Annotated in this window: 23 protein-coding genes and 1 tRNA gene; 16 read left to right on the top strand and 8 right to left on the bottom strand. The window is 74.6% G+C overall.

Annotation, left to right across the window (positions count from 1 at the left end):
- Window positions 1-20: 20 nt before the first annotated feature.
- Both BD833_RS09045 and BD833_RS09040 read right to left on the bottom strand, forming a co-directional pair.
- Window positions 21-1,535 (bottom strand): metallophosphoesterase, encoded by a 1,515-nt coding sequence (locus BD833_RS09045; RefSeq protein WP_166532818.1) that lies wholly within the window; start codon window positions 1,533-1,535, stop codon window positions 21-23.
- A 64-nt stretch (window positions 1,536-1,599) separates the two neighbouring features.
- On the bottom strand, window positions 1,600-2,118 hold the full coding sequence (locus BD833_RS09040; RefSeq protein WP_243737547.1) for a GtrA family protein: 519 nt from the start codon (window positions 2,116-2,118) through the stop codon (window positions 1,600-1,602).
- Window positions 2,119-2,322: 204 nt separating this feature from the next.
- On the opposite strand from BD833_RS09040, the gene BD833_RS09035 reads away from it, so the two are divergent.
- Both BD833_RS09035 and BD833_RS09030 read left to right on the top strand, forming a co-directional pair.
- Window positions 2,323-3,198, top strand: a complete 876-nt coding sequence (locus tag BD833_RS09035) for a Rieske (2Fe-2S) protein (protein ID WP_166532817.1) — start codon at window positions 2,323-2,325, stop codon at window positions 3,196-3,198.
- Between the two features lie 38 nt (window positions 3,199-3,236).
- Window positions 3,237-4,091 carry a hypothetical protein gene (locus tag BD833_RS09030; RefSeq protein ID WP_166532816.1) on the top strand — a complete coding sequence of 285 codons (855 nt, stop codon included), beginning with the start codon at window positions 3,237-3,239 and terminating at the stop codon, window positions 4,089-4,091.
- Window positions 4,092-4,530: 439 nt separating this feature from the next.
- Here the strand turns inward: BD833_RS09030 and mqo are convergent, their stop codons facing one another.
- On the bottom strand, window positions 4,531-6,030 hold the full coding sequence (gene mqo / locus BD833_RS09025; protein WP_166532815.1) for a malate dehydrogenase (quinone): 1,500 nt from the start codon (window positions 6,028-6,030) through the stop codon (window positions 4,531-4,533).
- 230 nt (window positions 6,031-6,260) lie between these two features.
- Here mqo and BD833_RS09020 point away from each other — a divergent pair, with 230 nt between their 5' ends.
- From BD833_RS09020 to BD833_RS09000, 5 genes are all read left to right on the top strand, one after another.
- A complete protein-coding gene (locus BD833_RS09020; protein ID WP_166532814.1) occupies window positions 6,261-6,782 on the top strand; it encodes a PadR family transcriptional regulator in 522 nt (173 codons plus the stop codon).
- Window positions 6,779-7,459, top strand: a complete 681-nt coding sequence (locus BD833_RS09015) for an ABC transporter ATP-binding protein (RefSeq protein ID WP_166532813.1) — start codon at window positions 6,779-6,781, stop codon at window positions 7,457-7,459. Before BD833_RS09020 ends, BD833_RS09015 begins: the two co-directional genes overlap by 4 nt.
- Window positions 7,456-9,792, top strand: a complete 2,337-nt coding sequence (locus BD833_RS09010; RefSeq protein ID WP_166532812.1) for an FtsX-like permease family protein — start codon at window positions 7,456-7,458, stop codon at window positions 9,790-9,792. Before BD833_RS09015 ends, BD833_RS09010 begins: the two co-directional genes overlap by 4 nt.
- A gap of 13 nt (window positions 9,793-9,805) precedes the next feature.
- Window positions 9,806-10,243 (top strand): hypothetical protein, encoded by a 438-nt coding sequence (locus BD833_RS09005; RefSeq protein WP_166532811.1) that lies wholly within the window; start codon window positions 9,806-9,808, stop codon window positions 10,241-10,243.
- Between the two features lie 81 nt (window positions 10,244-10,324).
- Window positions 10,325-10,397 (top strand) — tRNA-Lys (locus BD833_RS09000).
- A 428-nt stretch (window positions 10,398-10,825) separates the two neighbouring features.
- On the opposite strand, the gene BD833_RS08995 is transcribed toward BD833_RS09000, so the two are convergent.
- The 3 genes from BD833_RS08995 to BD833_RS08985 all read right to left on the bottom strand — a co-directional run bounded on the left by BD833_RS08995 (window position 10,826) and on the right by BD833_RS08985 (window position 12,864).
- Window positions 10,826-11,632 carry a hypothetical protein gene (locus BD833_RS08995; RefSeq protein WP_166532810.1) on the bottom strand — a complete coding sequence of 269 codons (807 nt, stop codon included), beginning with the start codon at window positions 11,630-11,632 and terminating at the stop codon, window positions 10,826-10,828.
- Window positions 11,633-11,980: 348 nt separating this feature from the next.
- Window positions 11,981-12,655: a tyrosine-type recombinase/integrase gene (locus tag BD833_RS08990; RefSeq protein ID WP_243737546.1), complete on the bottom strand. Its 675-nt coding sequence runs from the start codon at window positions 12,653-12,655 to the stop codon at window positions 11,981-11,983.
- Window positions 12,652-12,864 carry a hypothetical protein gene (locus BD833_RS08985; RefSeq protein ID WP_166532785.1) on the bottom strand — a complete coding sequence of 71 codons (213 nt, stop codon included), beginning with the start codon at window positions 12,862-12,864 and terminating at the stop codon, window positions 12,652-12,654. The genes BD833_RS08990 and BD833_RS08985 overlap by 4 nt, the downstream gene beginning before the upstream one ends.
- On the opposite strand from BD833_RS08985, the gene BD833_RS23465 reads away from it, so the two are divergent.
- The 3 genes from BD833_RS23465 (at window position 12,811) to BD833_RS08970 (ending at window position 15,326) form a co-directional block, all read left to right on the top strand.
- Complete coding sequence (locus BD833_RS23465) at window positions 12,811-13,116, top strand: DUF2326 domain-containing protein (protein ID WP_166532808.1); 306 nt, start codon at window positions 12,811-12,813, stop codon at window positions 13,114-13,116. The two genes, BD833_RS08985 and BD833_RS23465, sit on opposite strands and share 54 nt — an antisense overlap.
- 499 nt (window positions 13,117-13,615) lie before the next feature.
- On the top strand, window positions 13,616-14,191 hold the full coding sequence (locus tag BD833_RS08975) for an RNA polymerase sigma factor (RefSeq protein WP_166533059.1): 576 nt from the start codon (window positions 13,616-13,618) through the stop codon (window positions 14,189-14,191).
- Window positions 14,181-15,326: a hypothetical protein gene (locus BD833_RS08970; RefSeq protein WP_166532807.1), complete on the top strand. Its 1,146-nt coding sequence runs from the start codon at window positions 14,181-14,183 to the stop codon at window positions 15,324-15,326. Before BD833_RS08975 ends, BD833_RS08970 begins: the two co-directional genes overlap by 11 nt.
- A 54-nt stretch (window positions 15,327-15,380) precedes the next feature.
- Here the strand turns inward: BD833_RS08970 and BD833_RS08965 are convergent, their stop codons facing one another.
- Window positions 15,381-15,938, bottom strand: a complete 558-nt coding sequence (locus tag BD833_RS08965) for an RNA polymerase sigma factor (RefSeq protein WP_166532806.1) — start codon at window positions 15,936-15,938, stop codon at window positions 15,381-15,383.
- Entirely contained in the window at window positions 15,935-16,777 is an 843-nt protein-coding gene (locus BD833_RS08960; protein WP_166532805.1) for a hypothetical protein, read from the bottom strand. Before BD833_RS08960 ends, BD833_RS08965 begins: the two co-directional genes overlap by 4 nt.
- Before the next feature lie 126 nt (window positions 16,778-16,903).
- Between BD833_RS08960 and BD833_RS08955 the strand changes: the two genes are divergently transcribed.
- From BD833_RS08955 to betT, 6 genes are all read left to right on the top strand, one after another.
- On the top strand, window positions 16,904-17,470 hold the full coding sequence (locus BD833_RS08955) for a dienelactone hydrolase family protein (RefSeq protein WP_166532804.1): 567 nt from the start codon (window positions 16,904-16,906) through the stop codon (window positions 17,468-17,470).
- A gap of 263 nt (window positions 17,471-17,733) precedes the next feature.
- On the top strand, window positions 17,734-17,958 hold the full coding sequence (locus BD833_RS08950; protein ID WP_166532803.1) for a hypothetical protein: 225 nt from the start codon (window positions 17,734-17,736) through the stop codon (window positions 17,956-17,958).
- Complete coding sequence (locus tag BD833_RS08945) at window positions 17,948-18,802, top strand: hypothetical protein (RefSeq protein WP_243737545.1); 855 nt, start codon at window positions 17,948-17,950, stop codon at window positions 18,800-18,802. Before BD833_RS08950 ends, BD833_RS08945 begins: the two co-directional genes overlap by 11 nt.
- Window positions 18,803-19,112: 310 nt before the next feature.
- Window positions 19,113-21,785, top strand: coding sequence for a putative bifunctional diguanylate cyclase/phosphodiesterase (locus tag BD833_RS08940; protein WP_166532802.1), 2,673 nt, complete (start codon window positions 19,113-19,115; stop codon window positions 21,783-21,785).
- A gap of 25 nt (window positions 21,786-21,810) precedes the next feature.
- The gene (locus BD833_RS08935; RefSeq protein ID WP_166532801.1) at window positions 21,811-23,316 is read left to right on the top strand and encodes a phospholipase D-like domain-containing protein; all 1,506 of its coding nucleotides are present in this window, start codon (window positions 21,811-21,813) and stop codon (window positions 23,314-23,316) included.
- A 57-nt stretch (window positions 23,317-23,373) separates the two neighbouring features.
- Window positions 23,374-25,374 carry a choline BCCT transporter BetT gene (betT, locus tag BD833_RS08930; protein WP_166532800.1) on the top strand — a complete coding sequence of 667 codons (2,001 nt, stop codon included), beginning with the start codon at window positions 23,374-23,376 and terminating at the stop codon, window positions 25,372-25,374.
- Window positions 25,375-25,380 lie beyond the last annotated feature (6 nt).

Here is a 25,380-nt window from a genome sequence, read left to right as displayed (position 1 = left end):
CGAAGCGTAGGTCGGGACGCTCAGTCCGGTGGGGACGCCGGGGGAACCGGCGCTCCGGCCGGACCCGGCTCGACCTCGGCGCCGTCGGCTCCCGTGTCGGTGCCGGGGTCCTCCGACGTCATCAGGACGCGCTGGACGGTCACCTCGGTCGCGCCGAGCCCGCCGAGGGTGATCTCGTCGTAGGCCTGCAGCGTGCCGGTCTCCGGATCCACGTAGAGGACCGTGCAGGTCAGCGGCTCCGGGTACTCGCCCTCCAGCCCGCGCAGCCCCGCTCCGCCGGTGGAGCCCTGGACCATGAGCAGCGTCCCGTCCTCGAGCGCCTCGACCTCCCGCTCGTGGGTGTGCCCGGCGAGCACGAGCGGCACGATCCCGTCGAGGGGAGCGGCCTGCTTCGGGTCGTGCACGAGGGCGATGGCGGGGGTCTGGGGCAGCGTCCCGACGAACTCGGCGAGCTCCTCGCCGGACGTCTGGAGGACGTCGGCGCCGGCGTCGTCGTCGCCGGTGCTCTTGTCCGGGGTGAACCGCGGGTCGGGGGCGCCGACGACGTCGATGCCGGCCACGGTGACGGCCGAGTCGTCCAGCACCGTGACGTTCGGCTGCTGGGCGAGGATGGCGGCGGTGGTGGCGGAGTCGTGGTTCCCGCGGATGTAGACGTACGGGACGTCGAGGTCGCCGACGGAGGTGATCAGCCGGTTCTCCGGCTCGCTGCCCCAGTCGGTGAGGTCGCCGGTGTCCAGGATCGCGTCGACGTCGAACTTCTCGGCCACCTGGCGGACCAGGTCGAACCCGGCCGGGTTGAGGTGGATGTCGGAGATGTGCAGCAGGGCCACCGAGTCGACCGCGCCGGTCGGGGTGGGCAGGGCGGACAGCGTGGCGTAGAGCGTGCCGACGTTGGCGACCAGGTCCTCCAGGGAGGCCCGGTAGGCGTCGAACCGGGCGACGATGTCCTCGGCGCTGCCGATCAGGCTGTTGGCGTTCACCAGCAGCCCGGTGTACGTGGGCTGGGAGAGCGCCTCGGGCCGCCACGTCGCGGCACCCACCGCTCCCGTGCCGGCCAGGACGGCGGTGGTGATGCCCAGGGCGATCAGCGGCTCCCGGCGCCCGCGCAGGACCGCCCACGAGGTGAGGGCGGCGCCGGCGAGGGCCACCAGGACCGTCACCCAGATCAGCCGGACGACCGCGGACTGCAGGTTCTCGGTCACCCGGTCGACGACCCCGGCCAGCCGGACCGGGTCGGTGGCCAGCGCCCGCGCGCGCTCCTGGTCGACGCTCTCCAGGGAGACGTCGAGCCGGAGCGGCCCGTCGTAGGCGTCCACCGCGAGCGACCCCAGCGGGGGCACGGCCAGCTCGGCGCCACCGGAGGCCGGATGGAAGGACAGCGTGGCGTCGAACGGCCCCAGCGGGGCGGAGACCCGCGCGAACAGGAGGACGGCGACGAGCGCCCCGCCGAGGGCCAGGGCGATGCGGACAGCCCAGCGGCCGGTGGTGCGGGCCCGCCCCGGCCAGGGGGAGGTCGGCGGGGTGGGCGTGCTCATCGGGCCCACGGTAGCCATGACCTGGGCGTCCCCCGGGTAGGCGAGGTCCCCGCGGGGGCGCGCCTCAGGCCGCGGCCGGCGCCGGGCGGAAGATCCAGCGCAGCGCGATGAAGCGGATGAGGCCGATCAGCGCGGTCACGGCGACGACGGTGGCGATCTGCAGACCGGGGTGGGTTCCGCCGGTGACCGCGTCGAGCCAGCCGAGCGCGCTGCTGGTCGCGAGCAGGCCGAGGACGGTGACGCCGCCGGCCTCCCACTGCGCGGTGAACCAGTGCACCCGCTCCTCGGCGCGGAAGGTCAGCCGGCGGTGCAGCTCGTTGGCCAGCACGGTGGAGACCGCCGTGGCCACCAGGTGCGCCGGCAGGTAGCCCCAGGGGCGCAGTGCCACGAACAGGACCGCGTACACCACCGTGGTGACGGCACCGACCAGGACGAACCGGGCGAACTGGGCGGCGGTCCGCTCACCGCGGAGCCGGTCGGTCAACCCGGGGGCGGAGGTGCGCGCCCACTGCGCCGTCGCCCGCGACACGTCGCCCACCAGGTCGGCGGCGTGGCCACGGCGGAGCAGGGACGGGCAGGTCACGGGGGTTCCTTCGGGTGCGCGGGGGGAGCGGGGACAACATTCCTCTTCGGCATAACCCTTGTCACCTCTATAGATGCCTGCCGGAGCTGTGATGCACCCGTGTCCTTGCTCACGGTTGCCTGTGGGTCACCGGCCGGCAGTGGATCGGGGTCCCGGGTGGCTGCGTCGTGCGTCACCGCGGCGGGACGGGGGTAGGGGCTGCTCATGAGTCTCATGGGGTTCCTGGACCGCATCGCGGACGTGTCGGCCTTCGACAAGGCCATCGAGCCCGCCCGGCGGGCCGTCCAGGGCCTGCCGAGCGGGGTGAAGGACGCGCTGCACGGCACCTGGCTGGGGCACGCGCTGCACCCGGTCCTGGTGCAGGTGCCGGTGGGCAGCTGGGTCTCCGCCGGGCTGCTCGACGCGGTGCCGCCGCTCCGCCCGGCCGCCACGGTGCTGATCGGCACGGGCGTGGCCGCCGCCGTCCCGGCCGCGCTGAGCGGCGCGGCCGACTGGTCGGAGCAGGGCGCCGGCGTGCGGCGGCTCGGCGCGGTGCACGCGGTGATGAACAGCGCCGCCCTGGGGCTGTACGTCGGCTCCCTGGTGGCGCGGGCGAAGGGGCGCGGCACGCTGGGCCGGGTGCTGGCCTACAGCGGCCTGGGCATCGCCGGTGGCTCGGCGGCCATCGGCGGGCACATGTCCTACGCGCAGTCCTCCGGCGCCTCGCACGCGGCGACGGCGGTGCGGGCGCTGAGCTCCGACTGGATCGACCTGGGGCCGCTGGACGACCTGCCCGAGGGCCGGCCGACGCTGCGCACCGGGAAGGGCAGCAGCATGGCGGTCCCGCTGGCCGTCGTGCGGCGCGGCGCCCGGGTCGACGTCTTCGTCGGTGCCTGCTCGCACCTGTCGGGTCCGCTGGACGAGGGCGTGGTGGAGACGGTGCGGGGCAGCGAGTGCCTGGTGTGCCCGTGGCACGGCTCGGCGTTCGACCTGGGCAGCGGCCAGCCCCGGCGCGGTCCGGCGGCGAACCCCCAGGAGAAGCTCGAGGTGCGCATGGAGGCCGGACGGGTGAAGGCCCGGGTGCCCAGCCGCCACCGCTGAGCCCCCGGCCGGCGGCGCGGCCCTTACGCTCCGGCGGCATGAGGCGGACGGTCGCGCTGCTGGTGGCGGTGGTCGCGGTCGGCGGGTGCGCCGGTCCGTCCCGGGCGCCCGCTGACCGGGCGCCGGCAGCAGCGCCGCCGTCGACCGCCGCCGTCCCGGAGGTGCCCGGTATCGCGGCCGAGGACGTCCGGCTCCGGACCGACGAGGCCGAGGGTGGCCGGATCCAGGTGCGGGTGACCGCCACCCGGGCCGACCCCTTCACCGTGACCGCCGTCGCGCTGGACGCGCCGGGCTTCGAGCCCCTCCCGCCGGCGCCGGTGACGGCGGCCTTCGACCGTGGCCGGGTCATCGACCTCCCGACGCCCTACGGGGCGGTGATCTGCCCGGCGGGCCCCGGGACGCCGTCGGCCCGCCTGTCGCTGGTCCGTTCCGGCGGCAGGGAGGAGGAGGTCCGCGCCCCGCTCCCCGGGGGGACGCTGGCGCGGGTGCACGGGGAGGAGTGCGCCGCGCTGGCGGTGGCCGAGGCGGTCGACGTCACGGTGACCGTCGGCGGGCCGGAGGAGGCGGCGCTCCCCGGCCGGCTGGGGCTGACCCGGCGTTCGGGGAGCGAGCGGGTGGTCGTGGAGCGCCTGGGCGGCAGCGTGCTGCTGGACGTGACGGCCGAGCTGCCCCTCGAGCTGGCGCCCGCCGATGCCGCAGCGGGCACCGCGGTGGTGTTCGCCCTCGCCACCTGCGCGCCGCACGTGCTGGCCGAGACGAAGCAGCCGTTCGTCTTCCCGCTCGCGGTGCGGCTCGGGGACGCCGCCCCGGTCGTGGTCGACCTGCCGGTCGACGACGCGCTGCGCGCGGAGCTGTCCGGGCTGGTCGACCGGGTGTGCGCGGGAGCCGGGTGAGCTGCCGGGAGAGAAGCCGGCCCGGCTGCCCCGGGGGGAACGGGTCAGCCGGGCCGGGGTCGTACCCGCCGGACGCCGGAGCGCGGGGCGGACGGGTCGGCGATCGGGGGATGGTGTCGCGCCCCCGACCGGAGCGGTGATGACGGTACGTAGTCGTCGAGCCGGCCCGCGATCCCCTGAACGGGTGGTCGCCCGCGTTCCGGGGTGAGCCGGGGCACACGATGTGTAGCCGCAGGCCACCGGCGGGCACCCGATCGGGATGTTCTTCCTCTTCTCCAGCCGGCTGGGCTGCCTCGGCTCGCTGCTGATCTCGGCCCTGCTCACGCTGGTCCTGCTGCTCGCGCTCGACGTGCTCTGACCACCGTGCTCTGACGCCACCGCCCGGGGAGCGGACCCTCGCGGATCGGCCACCCGGGCGGCGGCGTCGGTGCCGGTGCGGTCAGCCGTTGAGCTCCAGGGTCTGCATCGTGTCGGCGCGCACCTGGGCCAGCAGGGCCGGCTCGTCGTTCAGCGAGTGCCCGTAGGAGGGGATCGCGGTCTGCAGCAGCGGGCGCCAGGCGTCGACGTGCTGGGGGAAGCAGCGCTGCAGCAGGGTGAGCATCGCCGACACGGCCGTCGAGGCACCGGGGGAGGCGCCCAGCAGGCCGGCGATGCTGCCGTCGCCGCCGACGATCAGTTCGGTGCCGAACTGCAGGACGCCCTTGTTCGTGTTCGGGTCCTGCTTGATCACCTGCACGCGCTGGCCGGCGGTGACCATGTCCCAGTCGGCCTGCTCGGCGGTGGGCACGAAGCCCTGCAGGGTGCGGTGCCGCGCCGCGCGCGACTGCACGAGCTCACCGATCAGGTACTTGGTCAGCGCCAGCTCGGTGCGGGCCACGCCGAGCATGGAGCCCAGGTTGCCGGGCTTGACGCTCCTGGGCAGGTCGAACAGCGAACCGGCCTTGAGGAACTTGGGGGAGAAGCCGGCGTAGGGGCCGAACAGCACCGAGTACTCGCCGTCGATGAGGCGCAGGTCCAGGTGCGGCACGGACATGGGCGGCGCCCCGACGGCGGCCTGCCCGTAGACCTTGGCCTGGTGCCGGCCGACCAGCTCGGGCGAGCGCGAGCGCAGGAACATGCCGCTGACCGGGAAGCCGCCGAAGCCGCGGATCTCCGGGATGCCGGCCTTCTGGAGCAGCGGCAGGGCGCCGCCGCCGGCGCCCACGAAGACGAACCGGGTGCGCATGGTGACCCGGTCACCGGTCACGGTGTCGCGGACGGTCACCTTCCAGCGGCCGTCGCTCTCCTTCTCCAGGGCATCGACCCGCTGGTTCACGTGCACGTTCACGCCGCGGGTGGCGGCGTCGTCGAGCATCAGCCGGGTGAGCGCGCCGAAGTTCACGTCGGTGCCGGCGGCCGAGCGGGTGGCGGCGACGACCTGCTCGGGGTCGCGGCCCTCCATCATCAGCGGCAGCCAGTCGGCCATCTCGCTGGGGCTGTCGGTGTACTCGAGCCCCTCGAACAGCGGCTGGGCGGCGAGCGCGGCGTGCCGGTTGCGCATGTAGCTGCGCCCGTCCTCGCCGGTGACGAAGCTCAGGTGGGGGACCGGGGAGATGAACTCCTTCGGCGAGCCGGTCATGCCGGCGCGGACCAGGTGCGACCAGAACTGGCGGGAGACCTGGAACTGCTCGTTGATGGTGATGGCCTTGGTGGGGTCCACCCGGCCGTCGGGGCCCGCGGGCGTGTAGTTCAGCTCGCAGAGGGCGGCGTGCCCGGTGCCGGCGTTGTTCCAGGGGCCGGAGCTCTCCCCGGCGACGGCGCTGCCGGACTCGAAGACGGCGACGCTCCACTCGGGGGCGACCACCTGGAGCAGCTGCGCCAGGGTCGCGCTCATGATGCCGCCGCCGACGAGTACGACGTCGGGGTTCGCGCTGTCGGGAACGCTGCGCTCGGAAGTCACGTCTTGCCTCTCTGGCGGTGCTCGGCGAGGCGCCGCGGCGCCCTTGCTCTCGATCGTCGGCCGAAATCGGCCGCCGCATGTGCTCTCCGGGCTATGAGGTACCTCACCGCGACCGGCAGCAATCCGGAGCCAAGGTTATGACCGGCGGCATCCGGGGGCCTGGGGGGCGGGTCCGGCGTGCGCGGCGCGCCCTGTTGACCCGGCTAGCAACCCGGTGTCTAGTGACCGCCATGGCCCTTCCCCAGACGCTGCTCGGGTTGCTCGAACCCGCGCCGCGGCACGGCTACGACCTCAAGCGGGAGTACGACGCCCGCTTCGGGGAGCAGCGCCCGGTCAAGTCCGCCCAGGTCTACGCGACCCTCGGCCGGCTGCTCCGGGACGGCGACATCACCGTCGTCGGCACCGAACGCGTCGACGGGCCGGACCGTACGTCGTACGCGCTGAGCGCCGAGGGTGTGACCCACCTGGAGCGCTGGCTCGCCGAGCCGGAGCCCTCGACCGCGCACCTGCAGTCGGAGGTCTACGTCAAGGTCGTGCTCGCGCTGCGCTCCGGCCGGCCGGCCGAGCAGATCCTCGACGCCCAGCGCGACGCGCACCTCGGCGTCATGCGCGGCCTGACCGCGCGCAAGCGCGGCGCCGACCTGCCGACGACGCTGGCCTGCGACTTCACGCTCTTCCACCTGGAGGCGGACCTCCGCTGGATCGAGCACACCGCCGCGCGCCTGCACCGCCTCGCCGAGGAGCTGTCGTGACCGGACCGCTGCTGGTCGCCGACGACCTGCACCTGGCCTTCGGGCCGACCCGCGCGCTGGCCGGAGCCTCCGTGGAGGTGGCCCCCGGCGAGGTGCTGGCCCTGCTCGGCCCCTCGGGATCGGGCAAGTCCACGCTGCTGCACTGCCTGGCCGGCATCCTGACGCCGGACCGCGGGGAGGTCCGCTACCGCGGCACCCGGCTGGACGACCGCAGCGACGAGGCGCGCAGCCGGCTGCGCCGCAACGACTTCGGGTTCGTCTTCCAGTTCGGATCGCTCGTCCCGGAGCTGACCGCGCTGGCCAACGTGGCCCTGCCGCTGCAGCTCACCGGCGCCCGCCGGCGGGCCGCCGAGGAGCAGGCCCGGAGCTGGCTGGAGCGGTTGGGCGTCGCGGACGTGGCGGGCAAGCGCCCCGGCGAGATGTCCGGCGGGCAGGGCCAGCGCGTCGCGGTCGCCCGGGCGCTGATCGGCGGGCCGAGGGTGGTGTTCGCCGACGAGCCGACCGGCGCTCTGGACAGCCTCAACGGCGAGCTGGTGATGGAGGAGTTCACCGCCGCCGCCCGCGACCAGGGGTCGTCGGTGGTGCTCGTGACCCACGAGACCCGCGTGGCGGCGTACGCCGACCGCTCGGTGGTGCTCCGCGACGGGCGCCTGACCGCCGCTCCGGCGTGGGCGTGAACCGCCCGGGGCGGCGCGGCGCCGCCGTCCTGGTCGTGCGCCTGGCGCTGACGGCGGTCCGGCGTTCGCCGTTGCCGGCCGTCGCCGGCGCGCTGGTGGTGGCCCTCGGCGTGGTCGTGCTGCTGGCCGGGCTGAGCATGCACCCGACCGCACAGGCCCGCGGCGCCGCCGACAAGGCGGCGATGGCCGGCGAGTTCGCCGCCGACGGCGAGCCCGGGCTGCTGATCGCGCACAGCAGCGGCTCCTACCGCGACCGCCCGATCACGGCGTCACTGGTCGCCGACACCGCCGGAGGCGGGCTGGTTCCCCCCGGGCTCGACCGCGTCCCGGCGCCCGGCGAGGTGGTCCTCTCCCCGGCCATGCGCGAGCTCTGGTCCGACCCCGGGACGACCCTGGCCCAGCGCTATCCCGGCCGGGACGTCGGCACGGTGACGCGGGCGGGGCTGGTCGGGCCCGGGGCGCTGGTGGTGTGGATCGGCGTCGACCGGGACCGGATGCCGGAGACGCGGGTCGTCACCGGGTTCGGGGGCGCGGGCGTGGCCGACATCGCCGACATGCCCTCGGAGCTGCGGCTCGCCGTGCCGCTGCTGGTGATCGGGTTCCTGCTGCCGCTCGTCGCCCTCTTCCTCACCGTGGCCACCATGGGGACCGCGGCCCGCGAACGCCGGCTGGCGGCGCTGCGCCTGCTCGGGTTCAGCGCCCGGCACGCGCGGCTGGTCGCGGCCCTGGAGTCGGCGCTCGTCGTGGTCCCCGGCGTCGTCCTGGGGTGCCTGGTGTTCCGGCTGGCGGCGCCGGTGCTGGCTCCGCACCTGCCGGTGCGCGGCGGGGTCTGGCCGGACCATGTGTTCTTCAGCCTGCCGGTGGCGGCGGGGCTGCTCGTCGTCCTGCCGCTGCTCGGGACGGCGGCCACCTGGTGGGCGCTGCGGCGGATCGACGTCAGCCCGCTGGGCGTCGTCCGCGGCGCTGGCGACCGCGAGCTGCGCCGCCGGCGGCTGCTCCCGCTCGGTGCCGGCTGCCTGGCCCTGGCCGGCTCCGCCGCGGCCGGCCACGGCGCCGACGACGTCACCCTCGCCGGCGCGCTGCTCCTGGCGGCGGTCGTGCTGCTGCTGGTGGGCATCGTCCTGGCGGCTCCGCTGCTCTGCCGGGTTGCCGCGCAGGGGCTGGGCCGGGTCCTGCCGGGCATCCCCGCCCAGCTCGCCGCGGCCCGGGTCCGGCGGGACGCGACCGGCGCCGCCCGGCTGGTCACCGGATCGGCGCTCCTGGTGTTCGTCAGCGGGCTGCTGCTGTCGTTCTTCCCGCTGCTGGAGACGGGCAACGCCGCGGGCCTGCGGGCGCTCCGCGACACCGCGGGCGGGAACCTGCTCGTCGCCGACGTCCAGCTGCTCGACACCGCGGCGCTCGCCGAGCTGCGCGCCGATCCGGGGGTGTCCGGCGTCGCCCGGCTGACCCAGGTGCAGATCAGCGACGGCGCCGGGCAGGGCGGGCCGCTGATCACCGCGACCGACTGCGCCGAGCTCTCCGGCGTCCTCCCGGCGCTCGGGGGCTGCAGCGCCGGGAGCCTGCTCCTGGCGCCGGCCGACTCCGACGCCAAGGCGGTGCCGCTGCGCACCGACGGCCCGCTGCAGGCGGTGACGATGGTCGAGTCGGCGGACGGCGGCAGCCTGGACACGGTCGGCCTGGGCCCGCTCACGACCTCGGAGGCACCGCGCACGTCGGAGGTCCTCGGCTCCCTGGACGAGCTGACCGGCGGAACGATCGGGCTGGTCGACGTCTCCGCCCTGCCGGCGGCCGCCCGGCCCACCGCTGCCGGCGGCACGCTGCTGGTTCGACCCGCCGCGGGCAGCGCCGAGCTGGAACGCGTCCGCACGCTGCTCACCCGGGCCACCAGCGCGGCCAGCGTGCTGACCGTGGACGAGCAGGTCGCCGAGGCCGAGCGGACCACCCAGACCTACCGGGACATCACGCTGGCCGCCCTCGGGTGCGCGGCGCTGGTGGGGGTGCTGACGCTGACCTCGACCCTGCTGCAGCAGGTGCGCGAGCACCGCCGAGCGCTCGTCGCGCTCTGGATGGCCGGCATGCCGCGCGCCACCGTGCGGGCGGCGACCCTGCTGCAGAGCAGCCTGGTCATCCTCCCGGTCGTCGCGCTGAGCCTGGTGCTGGGCCTGGCCACCGCCACGACGTACCTCGCGCTCGCCGACGGCGGGGCGACGCGGCTGCCCTGGGCGGCGATCGGCGTCGTCGCGGCGGGCGCGGCTGCCCTGCCGCTGCTGGCCACGGCCCTGACCCTGCCGGCGCTGCGCACCACCACCCACCCGCAGCTCCTGCCCGACTGATCGGAGGACATCCATGGCGCGCAACGCCCGCCTGTTCCTGCTCGCGCCCGCGGTCGCCCTCGTGACCGGCTGCGGGGGCGGGTTCGAGGACGTCGCCGCGATCCCCGGCGAGGAAGGCGCGAGCAGGGTGGCCGAGACCTACCTGGCCGCGCTGGCGGACGGCGACGGCCCGCGGGCCTGCTCGCTGATGGACACGGCCACCCAGCAGACCTTGATCGGCGCGCACGGCGGCACGGGCGACTGCCTGGCCGCGGTGAAGGGCGCCGCCGAGGCGCTCAGCTCCGCCCAGAAGGAGGAGCTCTCCGGCGCGGAGCTCGGCGAGGTGGCCGTGGACGGGAACTCGGCGAGCGTGCGCGTCGAGCTCGCCGCGGAGCTGGCCGCCCTCGCCGGCGCCGACGACGGGGTGCTGGCGCTGGCGCGGCAGGAAGGGCACTGGGGGATCACCGGCTGACCCGGCGGCTTCGTGACGGGGAGCCCGTGGTGCCGGCGGCGGTAGCCTCCTCCCGGGTGAGGGCGTCTCCGCCGCGCCTACGGGCCTCTAGCTCAACTGGCAGAGCAGCGGACTTTTAATCCGCGGGTTGTGGGTTCGATCCCCACGGGGCCCACGCAACATGGCCCCTGAGCAGCACGTTCGCTAGTCAGGGGCCGATCTAGGTGTGGAGTTCGGGGGCTGATCCCTCACAAACCCCTCACTTTGGTCCTCGGGGCGGGCTCGGATCAGAGGACGAGAGCCTGTCTTGCGGGTTAGGTGCGCCGCCACCCATGTCCCTGAAGGCGGCCTTGGTGCCGCGAAACGAGCTGGTCCTGTTCCCGTCCGCCCCCATCGCGCCGGCAGTGCGCTCGGCTCGGCCGTCGCCGTCTAGACCGGCAGCACCTGGAAGCTCCACTCGCCACTCAAGTGGACCGGAAGCGCCTGGGTCGACGCCTCGGTCACCATCTCACCCTGACCGCAGGGCCGACGACCTGGCGCACCCGCGGGTTGGCACGCTGCAGGTGGCGCGGGCCATCGAAAATCTGTATCCGGATCGCCTGGTCACCATGAACTGGGGCCGACTCGATAGATGTCCTGCTCGTCAACCACGTTCGATGTCAGGGGCCACTGCAGTCGTGGCGGTGGGCTCGGCCAGATGCGCAGCCACGATGGGGCGGGGACGCCCAGCTTCTGGAAGAGCACCGGCGCCAGCTCAGCCGGCGTCACGCTTCGCACCAGAAGGGCGACTTCGCCGAGAACCAGTGTGGTGAGCTGGCAGCGCCCGATGACCTGAGCCGACCCCCCTGTCGGCGGCAGGAGCCCGATCGGGCCGCCGCGGTGGAGCGGCCACACCTCAGGCGGCCCGTCGAAGCGGGCTAGGTAGACATCGGTCGAGCGCGGCGGGCGCTCACGGCGAACAAGGTCACGATGCTGTGCCGCGCTGAACCCAGCGGTCGGCGGGTGGTTGTACTCGAACATCATCGCTGTCTTCGCGGTCCAGGCGGCCAGCCTCACGAGGCCGTCGGCCAGCACCGTCAGCGAACTGCCTTCAATCAAGGCGGTGAGGAGCGGCTGAACTCCGACCTCACGTCGCGACATCCAACCCGTGTTGCACCGCTCGCAGACGACGCGCACCAGCAAATCTCGCGGCGCAACAAACTGTCCTCTCTCCTCCACTGTCGAAGAGGGAACCCTGCTCGTCGGCTCCCTCTCGAAGCTGTAGATGTAGTGGGAGCGACGTTCGCCGCGTGCCTCAACCGAGAGGTCATGGGCGATTGAGGGGACGTCCCGAAGCCACTGCGGAATGACATGCTCGCGCGTCAACGGCGTCTCGTCGCAGAAGACACAGGCCCGCTGCGTCCGCCCCACGGATCAGACCGTAGTGGCACCGTCCAACTCAGGGACCGCCGCTAGTCGGCTGCGCAGAGACACACCGAATAGTGACGCGACCGGCCGCTGGACGCGGACGCAATGGGTGCCGTCGGCGGGGTTGGTGGCCCGTCGGCCATGGCCGTGGCCTCGGCGCATGGGTTGCCCCGCCTGGCGCATGCGTCCGTTGTGGAGGGGAGCTGCCCGTTCGAGTCGGGCCCGTGCAGGCAACCGGGGTAGGCGCGTCAGCACCCAACGCCTGCCCCGGCCACCATCACCTGTGTCCCTGAATGGGCCGCTCAGGGACTCCGGCAATAGTCGGGGCGCGCACGATCCGCAGGACAGCCCCTACAGGACCAGGGCCGCCCGCTCGGTCACCGCACGGCGGCTCATGTAGTGGTCCATCGTCATGCTCGGCTTCGCGTGGCCGAGCTGGTTGGCGACCTGCCGACCGGAGACGCCGTCCTCGTCCAGCCAGGTCGCCGCGGTCTTGCGGAAGGTGTGCCCCACCGCCCACTCGAACCCTGCAGCGTCCAGCAGGGTGCGGACGTGCTTGCTCGTGTTCGACGTGTCCCGCAGCTTCCCCAGGGCCGAGCAGAACACCACGTCCCACTCGTTCGGCACCGCGTTGACCTTGCGCTCCATCAGGCGGGACACCAGCCACGGGGGGAGGGCGACTGTCCGCGAGCTGTCCTTGGTCTTGCCGTGGGGCTGCAGAACCAGGCCGACGCCCGGCACCCGGACGGGCAGGGAGCCCAGCTTGGCCGTCCCCAGATCCAGGTCCAGGTCCGACCAGCGGACGCCGCAGGCTTCTCCGATCCGCGCCCCGGTGCCCGCCATGAAGGCAAGCAGATCGGGCAGTTCACGACGTCGTGCCGTGGGGTCTGCATCGGCGAAGGTCAGCAGGGCCTCCCGTTCTTCGCGGGTGAACGCCCTCTGCTTGTCCCGTCCGCTGTCGCGGGCGGGCACCGCGACGTGGCCGACGTCGCGCACCGGGTTGTGGGGGATGGCCTCGTGCTTCACAGCCAGCGCGAGCTGAGCACGGATCGGGCCGTCTTCATGGCGTCCGGGCCGCTCGCCTTGCCGATGCCCCGGAGCCACCGTTCGATGCCGACCACCTTGACCTCGCGGACGGTCAGGTTCGCCAGCGAGGAAGGGTTGTCCTTGGTGCCGACGACGTGCCGGTTCAGCGAGGATGCGTAGACCTTCCGGGTGTTGACGCGGAGGCGCACCTGGGGGAGGTCTTCCCTCGATTCGCCTACCATGACGGCGCGTTTGAATCGCTCGACAATCGCAAGAAGCGGAACCTGTTGAACGTCCTCCGCAGGTACGCGGGCTATGGGCTTCAGCCGATCATCACGCTCATTGACTCCGACATACCCACTGGACCATCGGGCGGCGACTTTCTCCAAAGTGACGAGGTCGTCTTGACACTTCATGACCTTGGGGCTCCTGGTTTGCTGTTCCGCATGGACCCCTGGTGAGGCGATTGCGCCCGGTCTCACGGCCCTTGTAACCGTGGCAGCATCTTGGCTGCTAAGACCTGGCGATCCTGGGTGATCGGTCGAGGGGGTCATACCCCCACCTGCTAGGGACCAGGGGTGCTCCGCCCTGCCGGTCCATAGCTTGGGTCGCAAGTCTGGTCATTGATCGGCCGTGGACCGGGTTCACGGCGCTCTTAGGCGGTTCTCGCCGTCACCTGCTCGCGCAACGGGACCACGTCTTCCGCAGTGCTAGCGGTCTGGCATGCGCGTCCGAGCTGCCCCCCAGAAACCCCTCGGATACAGCGTGAGCGATAGTGCGCCACCGTGATGCTCGCGGCGATGGTCCCCGCCAGGCTGGGGCTACTTGGCGGCGGCGTGACGCCTCGTTAGCCCCTGCCAACTAATCCGCGGGTTGTGGGTTCGATCCCCACGGGGTCCACCGCCGGACTCGCACGCTGTAACGATCCGCCGCGACCGGACATGTCAGTGTGTGATCGCGATGCAGGGCTCCCCGCCGCCCCAGGCCGACCATCCACCCACAGCAGCGGACGAGCTCTTCGCCGCCGCGTACCGGGCGTCGGGCACCGCCGTCCTCGGCTACGCGCTGCGCCGGTCGGACTCCCGAGACGACGCCCTCGACGTGGTGGCGGAGACGTTCGCGATCGCCTGGCGGCGCCGGGCGGACCTGCCGGCCGACCCGGTGGAGGCGCGACCGTGGCTGTTCGGCATCGCCCGGCGGTGCCTGGCGAACGCCGCGCGCAGCGCCCAGCGGGCCGGTCGTCTCGGCCGGCGGCTGGCCGAGGCCTTCCCGGAGGGAGCGGTTCCCGACCCGGCCGCCGTCTCCGAGGTCCGGGCCGAGAGCCGGCGGGTGCGCGCGGCGCTCGCCGGGCTCCCCGACGACGACCGCGAGCTGGTCACGCTGATCGCCTGGGAGGGGCTGACGCCGGCCGAGGCGGCGACCGTCCTCGGCGTGAGCGCGGGAACCGCCCGCGTCCGCCTCCACCGCGCCCGCACCCGCCTGCGGACCGCGCTCGCCACCCCCACCGCCGCCGAGGAGTCCGACCGTGAGAACTGACCGCGACCTGGATGCCCGGCTCGCCGCAGCCGCCGGCATCCGCGACGACGAGCTGCCGCCCCTGCCGGGAGAGTTCCTGGCCCACCTGCGTGCCGACGCGGCGGAGCCCGCCTCGGTGATCGCCGCCCGCCAGCTGGTGTCCGACGCGCACGCGGCGCGCGGGGTGCCGCGACGCCGGCCGCGGCGTCCGGCACGCCGCACGCTGCTGCGGGTCGGCGGCGCCGTCGTCGCCATCGCCGCCGCCTGGGCGACGGCCGTCGCCGTCACCCCGGCCGACCTGCCGAGCACCCGGGACGACGTCGCGACGCCGAGCCAGGTCACCGAGGCGCCGGTGGATCCGGGGGCGCCCGCCGACGGGCTCCGGCTGGTCGCCGCCGAGGCGGTCACCTTCCCGCTGTCGGTCGATCCCGTGCCGGCCGGGCTGACGCCGACGTTCAGCCGGTGGGGCGGCACGGCGTTCTACGGCGACCAGCCCCTGGTCTTCTCCGCCGACTACTCGTCCGGCACCGGCGACCGGTTCCTGCTCCGCCTCTTCCCCGAGGACCCCCGTCAGTGGGGGGACGCCGGGTGGTCGATCGACGGCGAGCCGGCCGGCACGGCGACCGTCGACGGCGCCGAGGTGGACGTGCGGCGCCGGGACGGGATCGTGACCCTGCTCTGGGAGCGGCCGGACGGCCGGTGGGTGCAGGTCCTCGGTGAGGGCGCCTACGCGGAGACCTCGGCCGCGGTCGCGGTGGCCGAGTCGGTCGTCGACCGCCCGCAGCCGGTGGGCCTGCAGTTCGGGCTGGCCCCGGCGGGGTGGTCGGTCGGCGGCTACGAGGAGAGCCGCAGCCTCGACCTGGTCGACGACAGCGACCCGACGCAGGCCCCGCTGCGGGTGAGCCTGTTCGGTGGCCCGGGCTACACCGCGACGATCGACGACCCGTTCGAGGGCCGGGTGCTGGCCGGCCCGGTGGAGCCGGTGACCATCCAGGGTCAGCCCGGGCGCACGGCGAGGGTCGACCCCGGCGACGGGGACGGCTGGCTGGTCACCGGCCAGCTCCCCGCCGGGCCGCTCTTCCTGATGGTGGCGCCCTCCGTGCTCACGAAGGAGCAGGTGCTCGAGATCGCCGAGCAGATCACCTACACGCCGTGACGACCGGCGGCCCGGCTCCCTCCTCGCGGAGGGGGCCGGGCCGCCCAGACGTCGTCAGGGTCGGAGCGCATCGGCCAGCGCAGGCCGGGGTGCCGTCGTGGCGGCTCCGCCGGGATCGTCGAGCAGCGCCCGGAGCGCGGGCTGGCGGGCGAGCCGGCCGCGGGCGCGGTGCAGCCGGACCCGTGCGGTCCCCGCGGTGATGCCGACGACCCGCGCCGCCTCGGCGGGGGTCAGCCCCTCCCAGCTGGTCAGGGTGACCAGCTCGCGGTCCAGGTCGCTGAGCGCGTCGAGCGCCTGGCGCACCGCGACGTCCCGCCGGTCGTCGTCCGCCCCGCGCCGGAGGACGCCGGCGGTGCCGGCCTCCCGGTCCGCGGCGTCCCGGGAGACGGCCAGCCGGTGGTGCTCGGCGAGCAGCCGCCGGGCCACGCCGTACAGCCACAGCCGCCGCTCCTCGCCGGGCGGCAGCTCGGCCCGCTTCCGCCAGGCGACGAGGTAGACCTCCGCCAGCAGGTCGGCGGCGTCCTCACCGGGCGCGCGCCGGGTCAGGTAGCCCAGTAGCGGACCGCGGGTCTCCCGGAACAGCGCCTCGAACTCCCGCTGCTCGTGGCTCACCGGACACCCGCGTACTCGTAGTCGGGCGCGAGATCGATGGTGGGCAGCACCGCGTACGAGCAGCCGGTGCTCTGCGCCACCGTGTCGAGCACCGCGGCCCGGTCCCCGGCCGCGGCCGCCTCGGCGAGCGGGCGCACCCACCAGCGGTAGGAGAGGCGCTGACCGTCCGCCGTGATCATCGCGTCAGGGGTGTCGGCCTCGACGATGTCCGGCCAGGACACCGCCTCGGCCAGCACGGTGGTCGCCGCCGCCGCCCGGGCCGTGGCGTCGCCGGCGGTGTCGGCGGCGATCCAGGCGTCGGCCCAGGTGCAGACCGCGTTCCCCGCCACCCAGGACCGCAGGAACTCCTCGCTGATCAGGGTGTCCGTCGCGTGCGGGAAGAACTCGAGCGCCCACGTGCGCTGGGCCTCGTACCCCGGCGGGAAGGCGATGTCCGCGGTCACCTCGGCGAACACCTCGGAGCGGTCCGAGCCGCCCATGTTCAGGATCTCGCCCGAGCCCCCGGCCTCGACCTCCCAGCCGGTGTTCTCCTGACCGGTCCGGGTCGCCAGGTAGTCCGCCGCAGCGGCGGTCCCGGCGCCGGCCACGGCGACGGCGAGGGTGACCGACGCCAGCCGGGTCGCCCGCCGCCGCCGGCGGGCCGCCACCTCCCGGTCGCCGATGAGGCTCAGCCGCCGCTGCTGCACGCTGCCGACGGCGGGATCGCCGTCGTCGGCCATGGACGCCTGCACCCGTGACCAGACGTCGGAGAAGAGGCGATCCTCCTCGGCGGGGTCGCGCCCGGTGGCTCCCGCGCTGCGGAGCAGTTCGTCCAGGCCGGAGTCGTCCCGGTCTCGCATGGTGTCGCCCTTCGACGGCGGGCCCGCGGCGCGCGCCCTTCACCCCTTCCATGGCGAACCGTTACACGCGCTGTCGGTCGCGCAGGATGCGGCCCCGCGGACGGCGAGGCCCGCTAGCGTCGGCCCATGGCAGAGGTCGTCCTGTTCCACCATGCGCAGGGGCTCACGGCGGGGGTGCGGGCGTTCGCCGACGACCTGCGCGCCGCGGGGCACGTCGTCCACACGCCCGACCTGTACGAGGGGCGCACGTTCGGCACCCTCGACGAGGGCGTCGCCCATGCCGGGGAGATCGGCTTCGGCACCGTGCTGGCCCGCGGCCGCGCGGCGGTGGAGGAGCTGCCGGGGCGGCTGGTCCACGCCGGGTTCTCCCTGGGCGTCATGCCGGCCCAGCTGCTCGCGCAGACCCGCCCCGGCGCGGCCGGCGCCGTCCTGATGCACGCCGCCGTGCCGCTGGGGGAGTTCGCCGAGACGTGGCCGGACGGGGTGCCGGTGCAGTTCCACACGATGGCTGCCGATGAGGAGGGGGACGTCGACGTCGCCCGTGGCCTCGCCGGGGCGATCGAGGGCGCCGAGCTGTTCGTCTACCCCGGCGACCGGCACCTGTTCACCGATCGCAGCCTGCCCGACCACGACCCGGTCGCCGCGGCCCAGGTGACCGAGCGGGTGCTCGCGTTCCTCGCCCGCCTCGGGTAGCCCGACACGCCGCCGCGCCGGGCGGCCCGCGGGATGACCGACCCCGCCGAGCGGCCGGTCCACGCTCAGGAACGGGTGCCTTGTCGACACGTCGGCGGGCCGGGGGACGGGTCACCGCATCCTGGCGGTGCACTGCGCAACGAATGGGACACGGGGCGGTCGGGAGGGTCGTCGGAGCGCCCTTCCGAGGCCCGGCGCGGACCTAGCCTTCGGGCATTCCGCGGCGCTTCCCCAGCCGCGGAGCACCACCGTGAGGAGTTCCCGTGCACCCCACTGCGGCCCTGGTCGGCGCCTCAGCCGTCCCCGCCCGTCAGGTCCCCGACTCGGAGGCCCTGGCGCTGCTGCTGGACCTGATGACCGACGAGCCGGCCCCTGCACCGGCGCCGGGCCGGCTGCCGAGCCATCGGTGGGCCTCCCGGGTGCAGGAGCTCTCCGCCCGCGCCTCCTCGTGGGGCGAGGGACCGCAGGGGGCCTGGCGTGCCTGGTGACGTGGTCGTGATCGCCGCGCCCCTGCTCGGGTGCGTCTTCCTGCTCGCGCTGGTCGTCGTCCTGGGGATCAGCTCCACCGCTCGCTACGAGTTCGAGCGCAACGCGGTGCGGGCGCCGCAGCGGGCGCTCGCCGCGGCCGAGGGGCCGGCGCGCGGCGTCACCGCCCCCGTGGCTGCGGACCCGCGCGGGGCCGGACAGCCCGCCGCGGAGCGCGGGACCGTCGGCCTGGCCACGCACCCGGCGGGGCGCCGCCTCGCTCAGGGGCCGGCCGCCTGGTGGCTGGTCGACGAGGACGGTGGCGCGGCCCTGGCCGGCCCGTTCGAGGACCGGGTCGACGCCGAGTGGGCGACCGTGTCCGGGCACCTGCCGGAGACCGCGAAGGCCGTGCACGGTGTGCGGCGGGCCGACGGGAGCGTGGCCCGGCGGCCGTCCCCGCCGGAGCAGAGCTGGCTCGCCGAGCTCGGGCGGGAGCTGGACCGGCTGCCCGAGGACTGGGACCCGCTGATGGAGGACGACGAGGACGGGCTGACGACGCTGGCGGTGGAGGTGACCGCCGCGCTGCTCGAGGCCGGTCTGCCGCTGCACGACTGCGCCGGAGCTGCTCCGGGAGAGGCGCGCCCGGGCGGGGTCTGCCTGACCCCGCACCCGGCGGGGCTCGGCGTGCTCGTCACCTGGCGCCAGCACGACCGGATGAGCGTGGAGCAGGTGCGCGGCGCTGCGATGGAGACGGCGGTGCAGCGCACCATGACCACCGCCGTGGGCACGCTCCTGCGCCAGCTGGGGTTCCCGATCGAGCAGTTCGGCGTGACCGGCTGCCACCTGGTGACCGCACGGCCGTGCTGAGCGGCAGCCGCTCGCGGCAGGTCAGGGCAGCCGTGCGGGTGCGGGCGGGAGGACGAGGACCCGTCGGCCGCGCAGCCGGGACGGCAACCGGGGGCCGCTGGTCGGCGCGCCGGCCGGGGCCGGTCGGTGGGCACGGGTGGGCAGGGCGGTCACGGTTCTCCTCGGTGTCGCGGTGTGCGCCCGAGCGTGCCCCGTGGGTCTGACGGTTCCGCTCGTGCGGGCCGGGCGCTCCCCGGGTGCGACCGGCGGCTCACCCGGAGGAGGTGGGCTCCGTCCTCAAGGCGCGGCGGACCCGACCCGATACGAAAACGTGCGAATCTTCCGGGGAACCGATCGTGGCCGTCGGCGCGGGGCGCCGCTGTGGCGGTACCTGGCCGCCCTGGTGCTGCTGCCGCTGGTCGGCGTGGTCGTGCTCGCCGCGGCCGCGGCCCAGGCCCGCCACGCCGAGGCGGTCAGCGCCGAGCGCGCCGAGGAGGCCGTCCGCACCCTCGCCCTGCTCGACGCGGCCCGCAGCGGCGCGGAGCAGGAGATGATCCCGATCCTGTCGCTCCGGGTGATCGACGATCCGGCGGCGGCTGCCGCTCTCGGCATCCCGACGATGCTCCTGCAGCTCCAGCGGTCGACGGCGACCGAGGAGGCGGCCCGGGCCCGGGCGCTCACCGACGCCGCGCTCGCCGACATCCCCGCCGGCTCGGTCGGCGCCGAGGCGGCCGCCCGGGCGGCCGCCGACCTCGCCGCGCTGCGCGACCACAGCGACTCCGGCGCCCTCGACGTCGAGGACATGTACATCCGCTTCCTCGCGGTCTCCAACGACCTCATGACCGCGCAGAAGGCGGCCGCCGCGGACGCGACGTCGGAAGGCATCCCGGCCGCCACCCTGCACGCCATCCGGGATGCGCAGACCGTCGCCCAACTCGTCCAGAGCGCCAGCCGGCAGATGCCCATGTACCTCGGCTCGATGCTCTCCGGCGGCGGCGACAGCGTCATCGGGTCCCGCACCGCGTGGCAGACCACGTGGCTGGACTACACCGACGCGCAGCGGCAGATGGACGGGCTCTCCCAGCCGGCGCTCCTCGACGCGTGGCGGGGGATCCAGGCCGAGCCCGCGGTCGTCCAGGTCGACACCCTGCTGGCCGCCGGGCTCGCCGCCGAGGGCGCGCAGACCATGGCGATCAGCGACATGGTGACGCTGCTGTTCGCCAGCCAGGAGCGCCTCGAGCTGCTCACCGAGCTCGTGGCCACCGCCGTCGACGAGGCGCAGGCGCTGGTCTCCGCCGACCGGGAGCGCGCCAACGACCGGCTGCAGATGATCCTGGTGCTCGGCGGGAGCACCCTTGCCGGCTCGCTGCTCGGCGCCCTGCTCCTCGGCCGCAGCGTCGCCCGCGCCCTGCGGCTGCTCGCCGGCCAGGCCACCCAGATCAGCGAGGGCTCGCTGGTGGAGGTGGAGGTGGCCGGGCCTCGCGAGGTGCGCACCGTCTCCGCCGCGCTGGGCTCCGCCGTCGCGGGCCTGCGCCGGATCCAGGACCAGGCCCAGGCCGTGGCCCGCGGCGATCTGGACGACGCGCTGCTCGACCAGCCGCTGCCCGGCCCGCTGGGCGAGGTCGTGCACGCCTCGGTCAAGGAGATCGTGAACTCGGTGCGCCAGCGCGAGGAGCTGCAGTTCGCCCTCGCCCACCAGGCGACCCACGACCCGCTCACCGAGCTCCCCAACCGCGCCCAGGCCGTCACGCTGGTCACCTCCGCGCTGCACCGCGGCCGGCGGTCGGGCGAGATGACCGGGCTGCTCTTCGTGGACCTCGACGGCTTCAAGGCGGTCAACGACGGCCACGGCCACGCGGCCGGCGACGAGGTGCTGCGCGAGGTGGCCCGCCGGCTGCGGTCGGCGGTGCGCCCGGGCGACGTGGTCTGCCGCCTCGGCGGCGACGAGTTCGTCGTCCTGGTCGAGCCGGTGCGCACCGAGCACGACCTGCTCGAGCTCGCCGACCGCCTGATCGCCTCGGTGCGCGACCCGATTCCCGTGGCCGGCACGCCGGTGCGGATCGGCGCCAGCATCGGCGTGGCCGTCAGCCGGGACGGCGGGACCGACGCCGACGTGCTCTTCGCCGAGGCCGACACCGCCGCCTACCGCGCCAAGGCCCACGGCCGCGGCCGGGCGGAGATCTTCGACGAGACGCTGCGCCTCCAGCTCAACCAGCGGGCCGAGCTCGAGGCGGCCATCGCCGCCGCCCTGGGCAACGGCGAGATGCTGGTGGCCTACCAGCCGGTCGTCGACGTCGCCACCGACCGGCTCACCGGCTACGAGGCGCTCATCCGCTGGGAGCGCCCGGGCATCGGGCTGGTCCCGCCCGACCAGTTCATCCCGGTGGCGGAGGGCTCCCGGCTGATCGGCGACGTCGACCGCTGGATGCTCCACGAGGCGACCCGGCAGCTGGCCCAGTGGCGGGCGGAGTCCGCGATCGCGGACGAGGAGCCCGAGCCCACCGTCGCCGTCAACATCTCCGGACGGCACCTGGCCGACCGGCGGGTGGTCACCGACGTCGCCGACGCGCTGGCCGCCTCCGGGTTGCCGCCCGGCCTGCTCATCCTGGAGGTGACCGAGACGGTCCTGGTCGACGACCCGATCGCCTACGACCACCTCACCGAGCTGCGGGCCATGGGTGTCGGCATCGCCATCGACGACTTCGGCACCGGCTACACCTCCATCGGGCAGCTGCGGAACATGCCCGTGGACACGCTGAAGATCGACCGCAGCTTCGTGGCGTCGGCCGACCCGGCGCACCGGGAGCTGGTGGCGCTCATGATCCGGGCGGCGCACACCTTCGGGCTGACCGTGGTCGCCGAGGGCGTGGAGGAGCCGGCCCAGCTGGCGCTGCTGAAGGCGCAGGCGTGCGACCAGGCCCAGGGCTACCTGCTCTACCGGCCCATGCCCGCGGCCGACGCCGGCGCGCTGCTGCGCCGCAGCGAGCCGGCCGGCCAGGCGTGACCCGGCGCTCCGGCAGACTGGCGCGATGACCGACCCCACCCCGGCGACCCCTGCCGGCGCCGACGTCCGGGGCGACGCCGTCCTGGTGCCGGGGGAGACGTGCTGGCGGGTCGAACGGGCCGACCAGTACACCGTCTTCGTCGACGCCGCCGACTACTTCGCCGTCCTCAAGCAGGCGATCCTGCGGGCGGAGCGGCGGGTGCTGTTCATCGGCTGGGACTTCGAGCCCCGCATCCGGCTCGATCCGCGCACCCCCGGCCGGGCGCGCGACGACCGGCTCGGCCGGGTGCTCGAGGCGGCCGTGCAGGCCAACCCCGCGCTGGAGATCGGCGTCCTGCAGTGGGGCATGGGGATGCTGGAGTCGCTGCGGCGCGGGGTGCTCCCCGTGCCGCTGCTCCGCCGCCGGACCCACGAGCGGCTCCGGTTCGCCGTCGACCACCACCACCCGCTGGGCGCCGCGCACCACCAGAAGATCGTGGTGGTCGACGACTGCCTGGCCTTCGCCGGCGGCATCGACGTCACCGCCGACCGGTGGGACACCACCGACCACCGCGACTGGGACCGGCACCGGCACCGGCCGCACTCCCGGCGGCCGACCGACCCCTGGCACGACGTCACCAGCCTGGTCTCGGGTCCCGTGGCCCGCGCGCTCGGCGAGCTGGCCCGCGAGCGGTGGGAGAGCGGCACCGGCCGGCGACTCGGGCCGGTCGAGGGCGTCCGGCCGTGCTGGCCCGAGGGCCTGGACGCGTTGCTGACCGACGTCGACGTCGCCATCTCCCGCACCCGGCCCCGGCACGGCGGCAAGGACCTCGTGCACGAGATCGAGCTGCTCTGGCTGGCCGCCGTCGCGGCCGCCCGGGAGACCGTCTACATCGAGGCCCAGTACTTCGCCAACCGCCGGATCGCCGAGGCGATCGCCGAGCGGCTCGGAGAGCCCGACGGCCCGGAGTTCGTCCTGGTGACCCCCGAGTCGGCGGTCGGCTGGCTGGAGGAGAAGGCGATGGGCACCGCCCGCGCCCGGCTGCTCCGGCTGGTGCGGGAGGCCGACGTCCACGACCGGTTCCGCATGTACGTGCCGGTGACCGAGGGCGGCCGGCCGATCTACGTGCACGCCAAGGTGCTGGTGGTGGACGACCGGCTGCTGCGGATCGGCAGCTCCAACCTGAACAACCGGTCCATGGGGCTGGACACCGAGTGCGACCTCACGATCGAGGCCCGGGCCGACGACCCGCGCCGCGCCGAGCCGGCCGGCGCCGTCCTCGGCATGCGGCACCGGCTGCTGGGCGAGCACCTCGGGGTGGACCCGGCCGCGGTGGCCGCCGCGGTCGAGGCCTCCGGCGGATCGCTGGTGCGGGCGGTGGACGGCCTGCGCACGCCGGAGGGGCGGTCGCTGCGGCCCTTCGAGCCGCCGCCGCAGCACGTGGTCGACCGGGTGCTGGCGGAGACCGAGCTGCTCGACGCCGAGCGCACGCCCGACCGCTGGAGCCGGGTCCGGCGGGCCTTCGCACCAGCGCGGGGCGCCGGCGGCTGAGCGGCCGGGCGCGCGGTCGGGCTGCCGGATCGCTCGTTGTGTGCCAACATCCGGCCGGTGGGTGAGGACATCGAGAGCGCCGAGCAGCAAGTCGGTCTGAAGCACCGGGTCTTCTACGGGGCGGGCGCCGGTGTCCTGGCGATCGCCCTGTGGGCGATGGCCGCCCCGGAGTCCGCCGCCGGCACGATCGGCTCGCTGGTGGGCTGGACGTCGGAGTGGTTCGGCTGGTTCTACATCGCCTTCGCCACCGCCGTGCTCGTCTTCGTCCTGGCCATCGCGTTCTCGCGGTACGGGCGGGTGAAGCTCGGCCCGGAGCACTCCGCGCCGCAGTACAGCACCTTCGCCTGGGCGTCGATGCTCTTCGCCGCCGGCATCGGCACCGACCTGATGTTCTTCGCCGTCGCCGAGCCGGTGACCCAGTACCTCGCACCGCCGGTGGGGGAGGGCGAGACGGTGGACGCCGCCCGCGAGGCGACGGTGTGGACGCTGTTCCACTACGGCATCAACGGCTGGGGCATGTACGCCCTGATGGGGATGGCGCTGGCCTACTTCGCCTACCGGATGAACATGCCGCTGGCCATCCGCTCGGTGCTCTACCCGATCTTCGGCCGGCGGGTGCACGGCGGCCTGGGCGACGCCGTCGACATCGCCGCCGTGCTGGGCACGATCTTCGGCGTCGCCACCTCCCTGGGCATCGGCGTCGTGCAGCTGAACTACGGGTTGTCGGTCCTCTTCGGCATCCCCGAGGGCCGGGCCGCGCAGATCGGCCTGATCGCGCTCGCGGTGACCGTCGCGACGGTCTCCGCGGTGAGCGGGGTGGACCGGGGGATCAAGCGGCTCTCGCAGCTGAACGTCGTTCTCGCGCTCGGCCTGGCCGGGTTCATCCTCGTCACCGGCAACACCGCGTTCCTGCTCAACGGCCTGGTGCAGAACGTCGGCGACTTCGTGAGCAGCTTCCCCGGCCGGACGATGGACACCTTCGCCTACGACCGGCCGGACGAGTGGCTCAACGGCTGGACGCTGTTCTTCTGGGCGTGGTGGATCGCCTGGGCCTCGTTCGTCGGCCTCTTCCTGGCCCGCATCTCGCGCGGCCGCACCATCCGGCAGTTCGTTGCCGGGACGCTGCTGCTCCCGTTCAGCTACATCCTGATGTGGGTCTCGATCTTCGGGAACAGCGCGATCGACCTGATCCGGCAGGGGAACGACGCGTTCGGGCAGACCGCCATGAACACGCCGGAGCGGGGCTTCTACACGCTCCTGGCCGAGTACCCGGCCTTCCCGCTGATCGCCTCCATCGCGACGTTCGTCGGGCTGCTGTTCTACGTGACCTCCGCCGACTCCGGTGCCCTGGTGATGGCGAACCTCTCCTCCCGGCTGCCCCGGCCGCAGGACGACGCGGCCGCGGGCACGCGCATCGTCTGGGCGGTCGCGACCGGCGTCCTGACCGCGGCGATGCTCGTGGTCGGCGGGGTGCCGGCGCTGCAGAACGCCACGATCATCATGGGGCTGCCGTTCGCGTTCGTGATGCTGCTGGTCATGGTCGGGCTCTACCGCGCGCTGCGGAACGAGGCGGACCGGGCGCTCAACCCGCACCGGGTCGGCCTCTCCCGCCGGCCGGCGGCCCGCCGCCGGGAGCGGCTGCGGCGCCGTCGCCGGCCGGTGCCCAGCGGCCGGGAGCGCGCCGACGAGTACCTCTCCCAGACCGCCCGGCCGGCGCTCGCGGAGGTGGCGGCCGAGCTGCGCGCGCGGAACCTCGCCGCCGAGGCGCACTGGACCGTGGACGACGCGGGCCGCCCCTCGGTGGAGCTCGAGGCGGAGGGGGCCGGCGGCGCGCCGTTCCGCTACCGCATCCGGCCGCGGGAGATGCCGCGGCGCGGATCCGGCGCCCGCGCCTCCACCGACCCCGGCTACTCCCGGCTCGACGTCGAGCTGGAGCCGGGGGGCCGGAACGGCGACGCCGAGGGCTACGACGTCATGAACTACACCCACGCCCAGCTGATCGACGACGTCCTGGAGCGGTACGAGCGGCACGTCGCCGCCCGGAGCGGGCTGGGCTGAGCGGGC

The organism is Blastococcus xanthinilyticus (assembly GCF_008124835.1).
Classification (GTDB): domain Bacteria; phylum Actinomycetota; class Actinomycetes; order Mycobacteriales; family Geodermatophilaceae; genus Blastococcus; species Blastococcus xanthinilyticus.
Note: the sequence above shows the minus strand (reverse complement) of the source record. Positions and strands in the feature narration are given on the sequence as shown.

Excerpts from the sequence above, each read along its gene's own strand:
- BD833_RS09045 (WP_166532818.1), bottom strand. The coding sequence starts at position 1,535 with ATGAGCACGCCCACCCCGCCGACCTCCCCCTGGCCGGGGCGGGCCCGC.
- BD833_RS09035 (WP_166532817.1), top strand. The coding sequence starts at position 2,323 with ATGAGTCTCATGGGGTTCCTGGACCGCATCGCGGACGTGTCGGCCTTC.
- BD833_RS09030 (WP_166532816.1), top strand. The coding sequence starts at position 3,237 with ATGAGGCGGACGGTCGCGCTGCTGGTGGCGGTGGTCGCGGTCGGCGGG.
- BD833_RS09020 (WP_166532814.1), top strand. The coding sequence starts at position 6,261 with ATGGCCCTTCCCCAGACGCTGCTCGGGTTGCTCGAACCCGCGCCGCGG.
- BD833_RS09005 (WP_166532811.1), top strand. The coding sequence starts at position 9,806 with ATGGCGCGCAACGCCCGCCTGTTCCTGCTCGCGCCCGCGGTCGCCCTC.
- BD833_RS08975 (WP_166533059.1), top strand. The coding sequence starts at position 13,616 with ATGCAGGGCTCCCCGCCGCCCCAGGCCGACCATCCACCCACAGCAGCG.
- BD833_RS08960 (WP_166532805.1), bottom strand. The coding sequence starts at position 16,777 with ATGCGAGACCGGGACGACTCCGGCCTGGACGAACTGCTCCGCAGCGCG.
- BD833_RS08955 (WP_166532804.1), top strand. The coding sequence starts at position 16,904 with ATGGCAGAGGTCGTCCTGTTCCACCATGCGCAGGGGCTCACGGCGGGG.
- BD833_RS08935 (WP_166532801.1), top strand. The coding sequence starts at position 21,811 with ATGACCGACCCCACCCCGGCGACCCCTGCCGGCGCCGACGTCCGGGGC.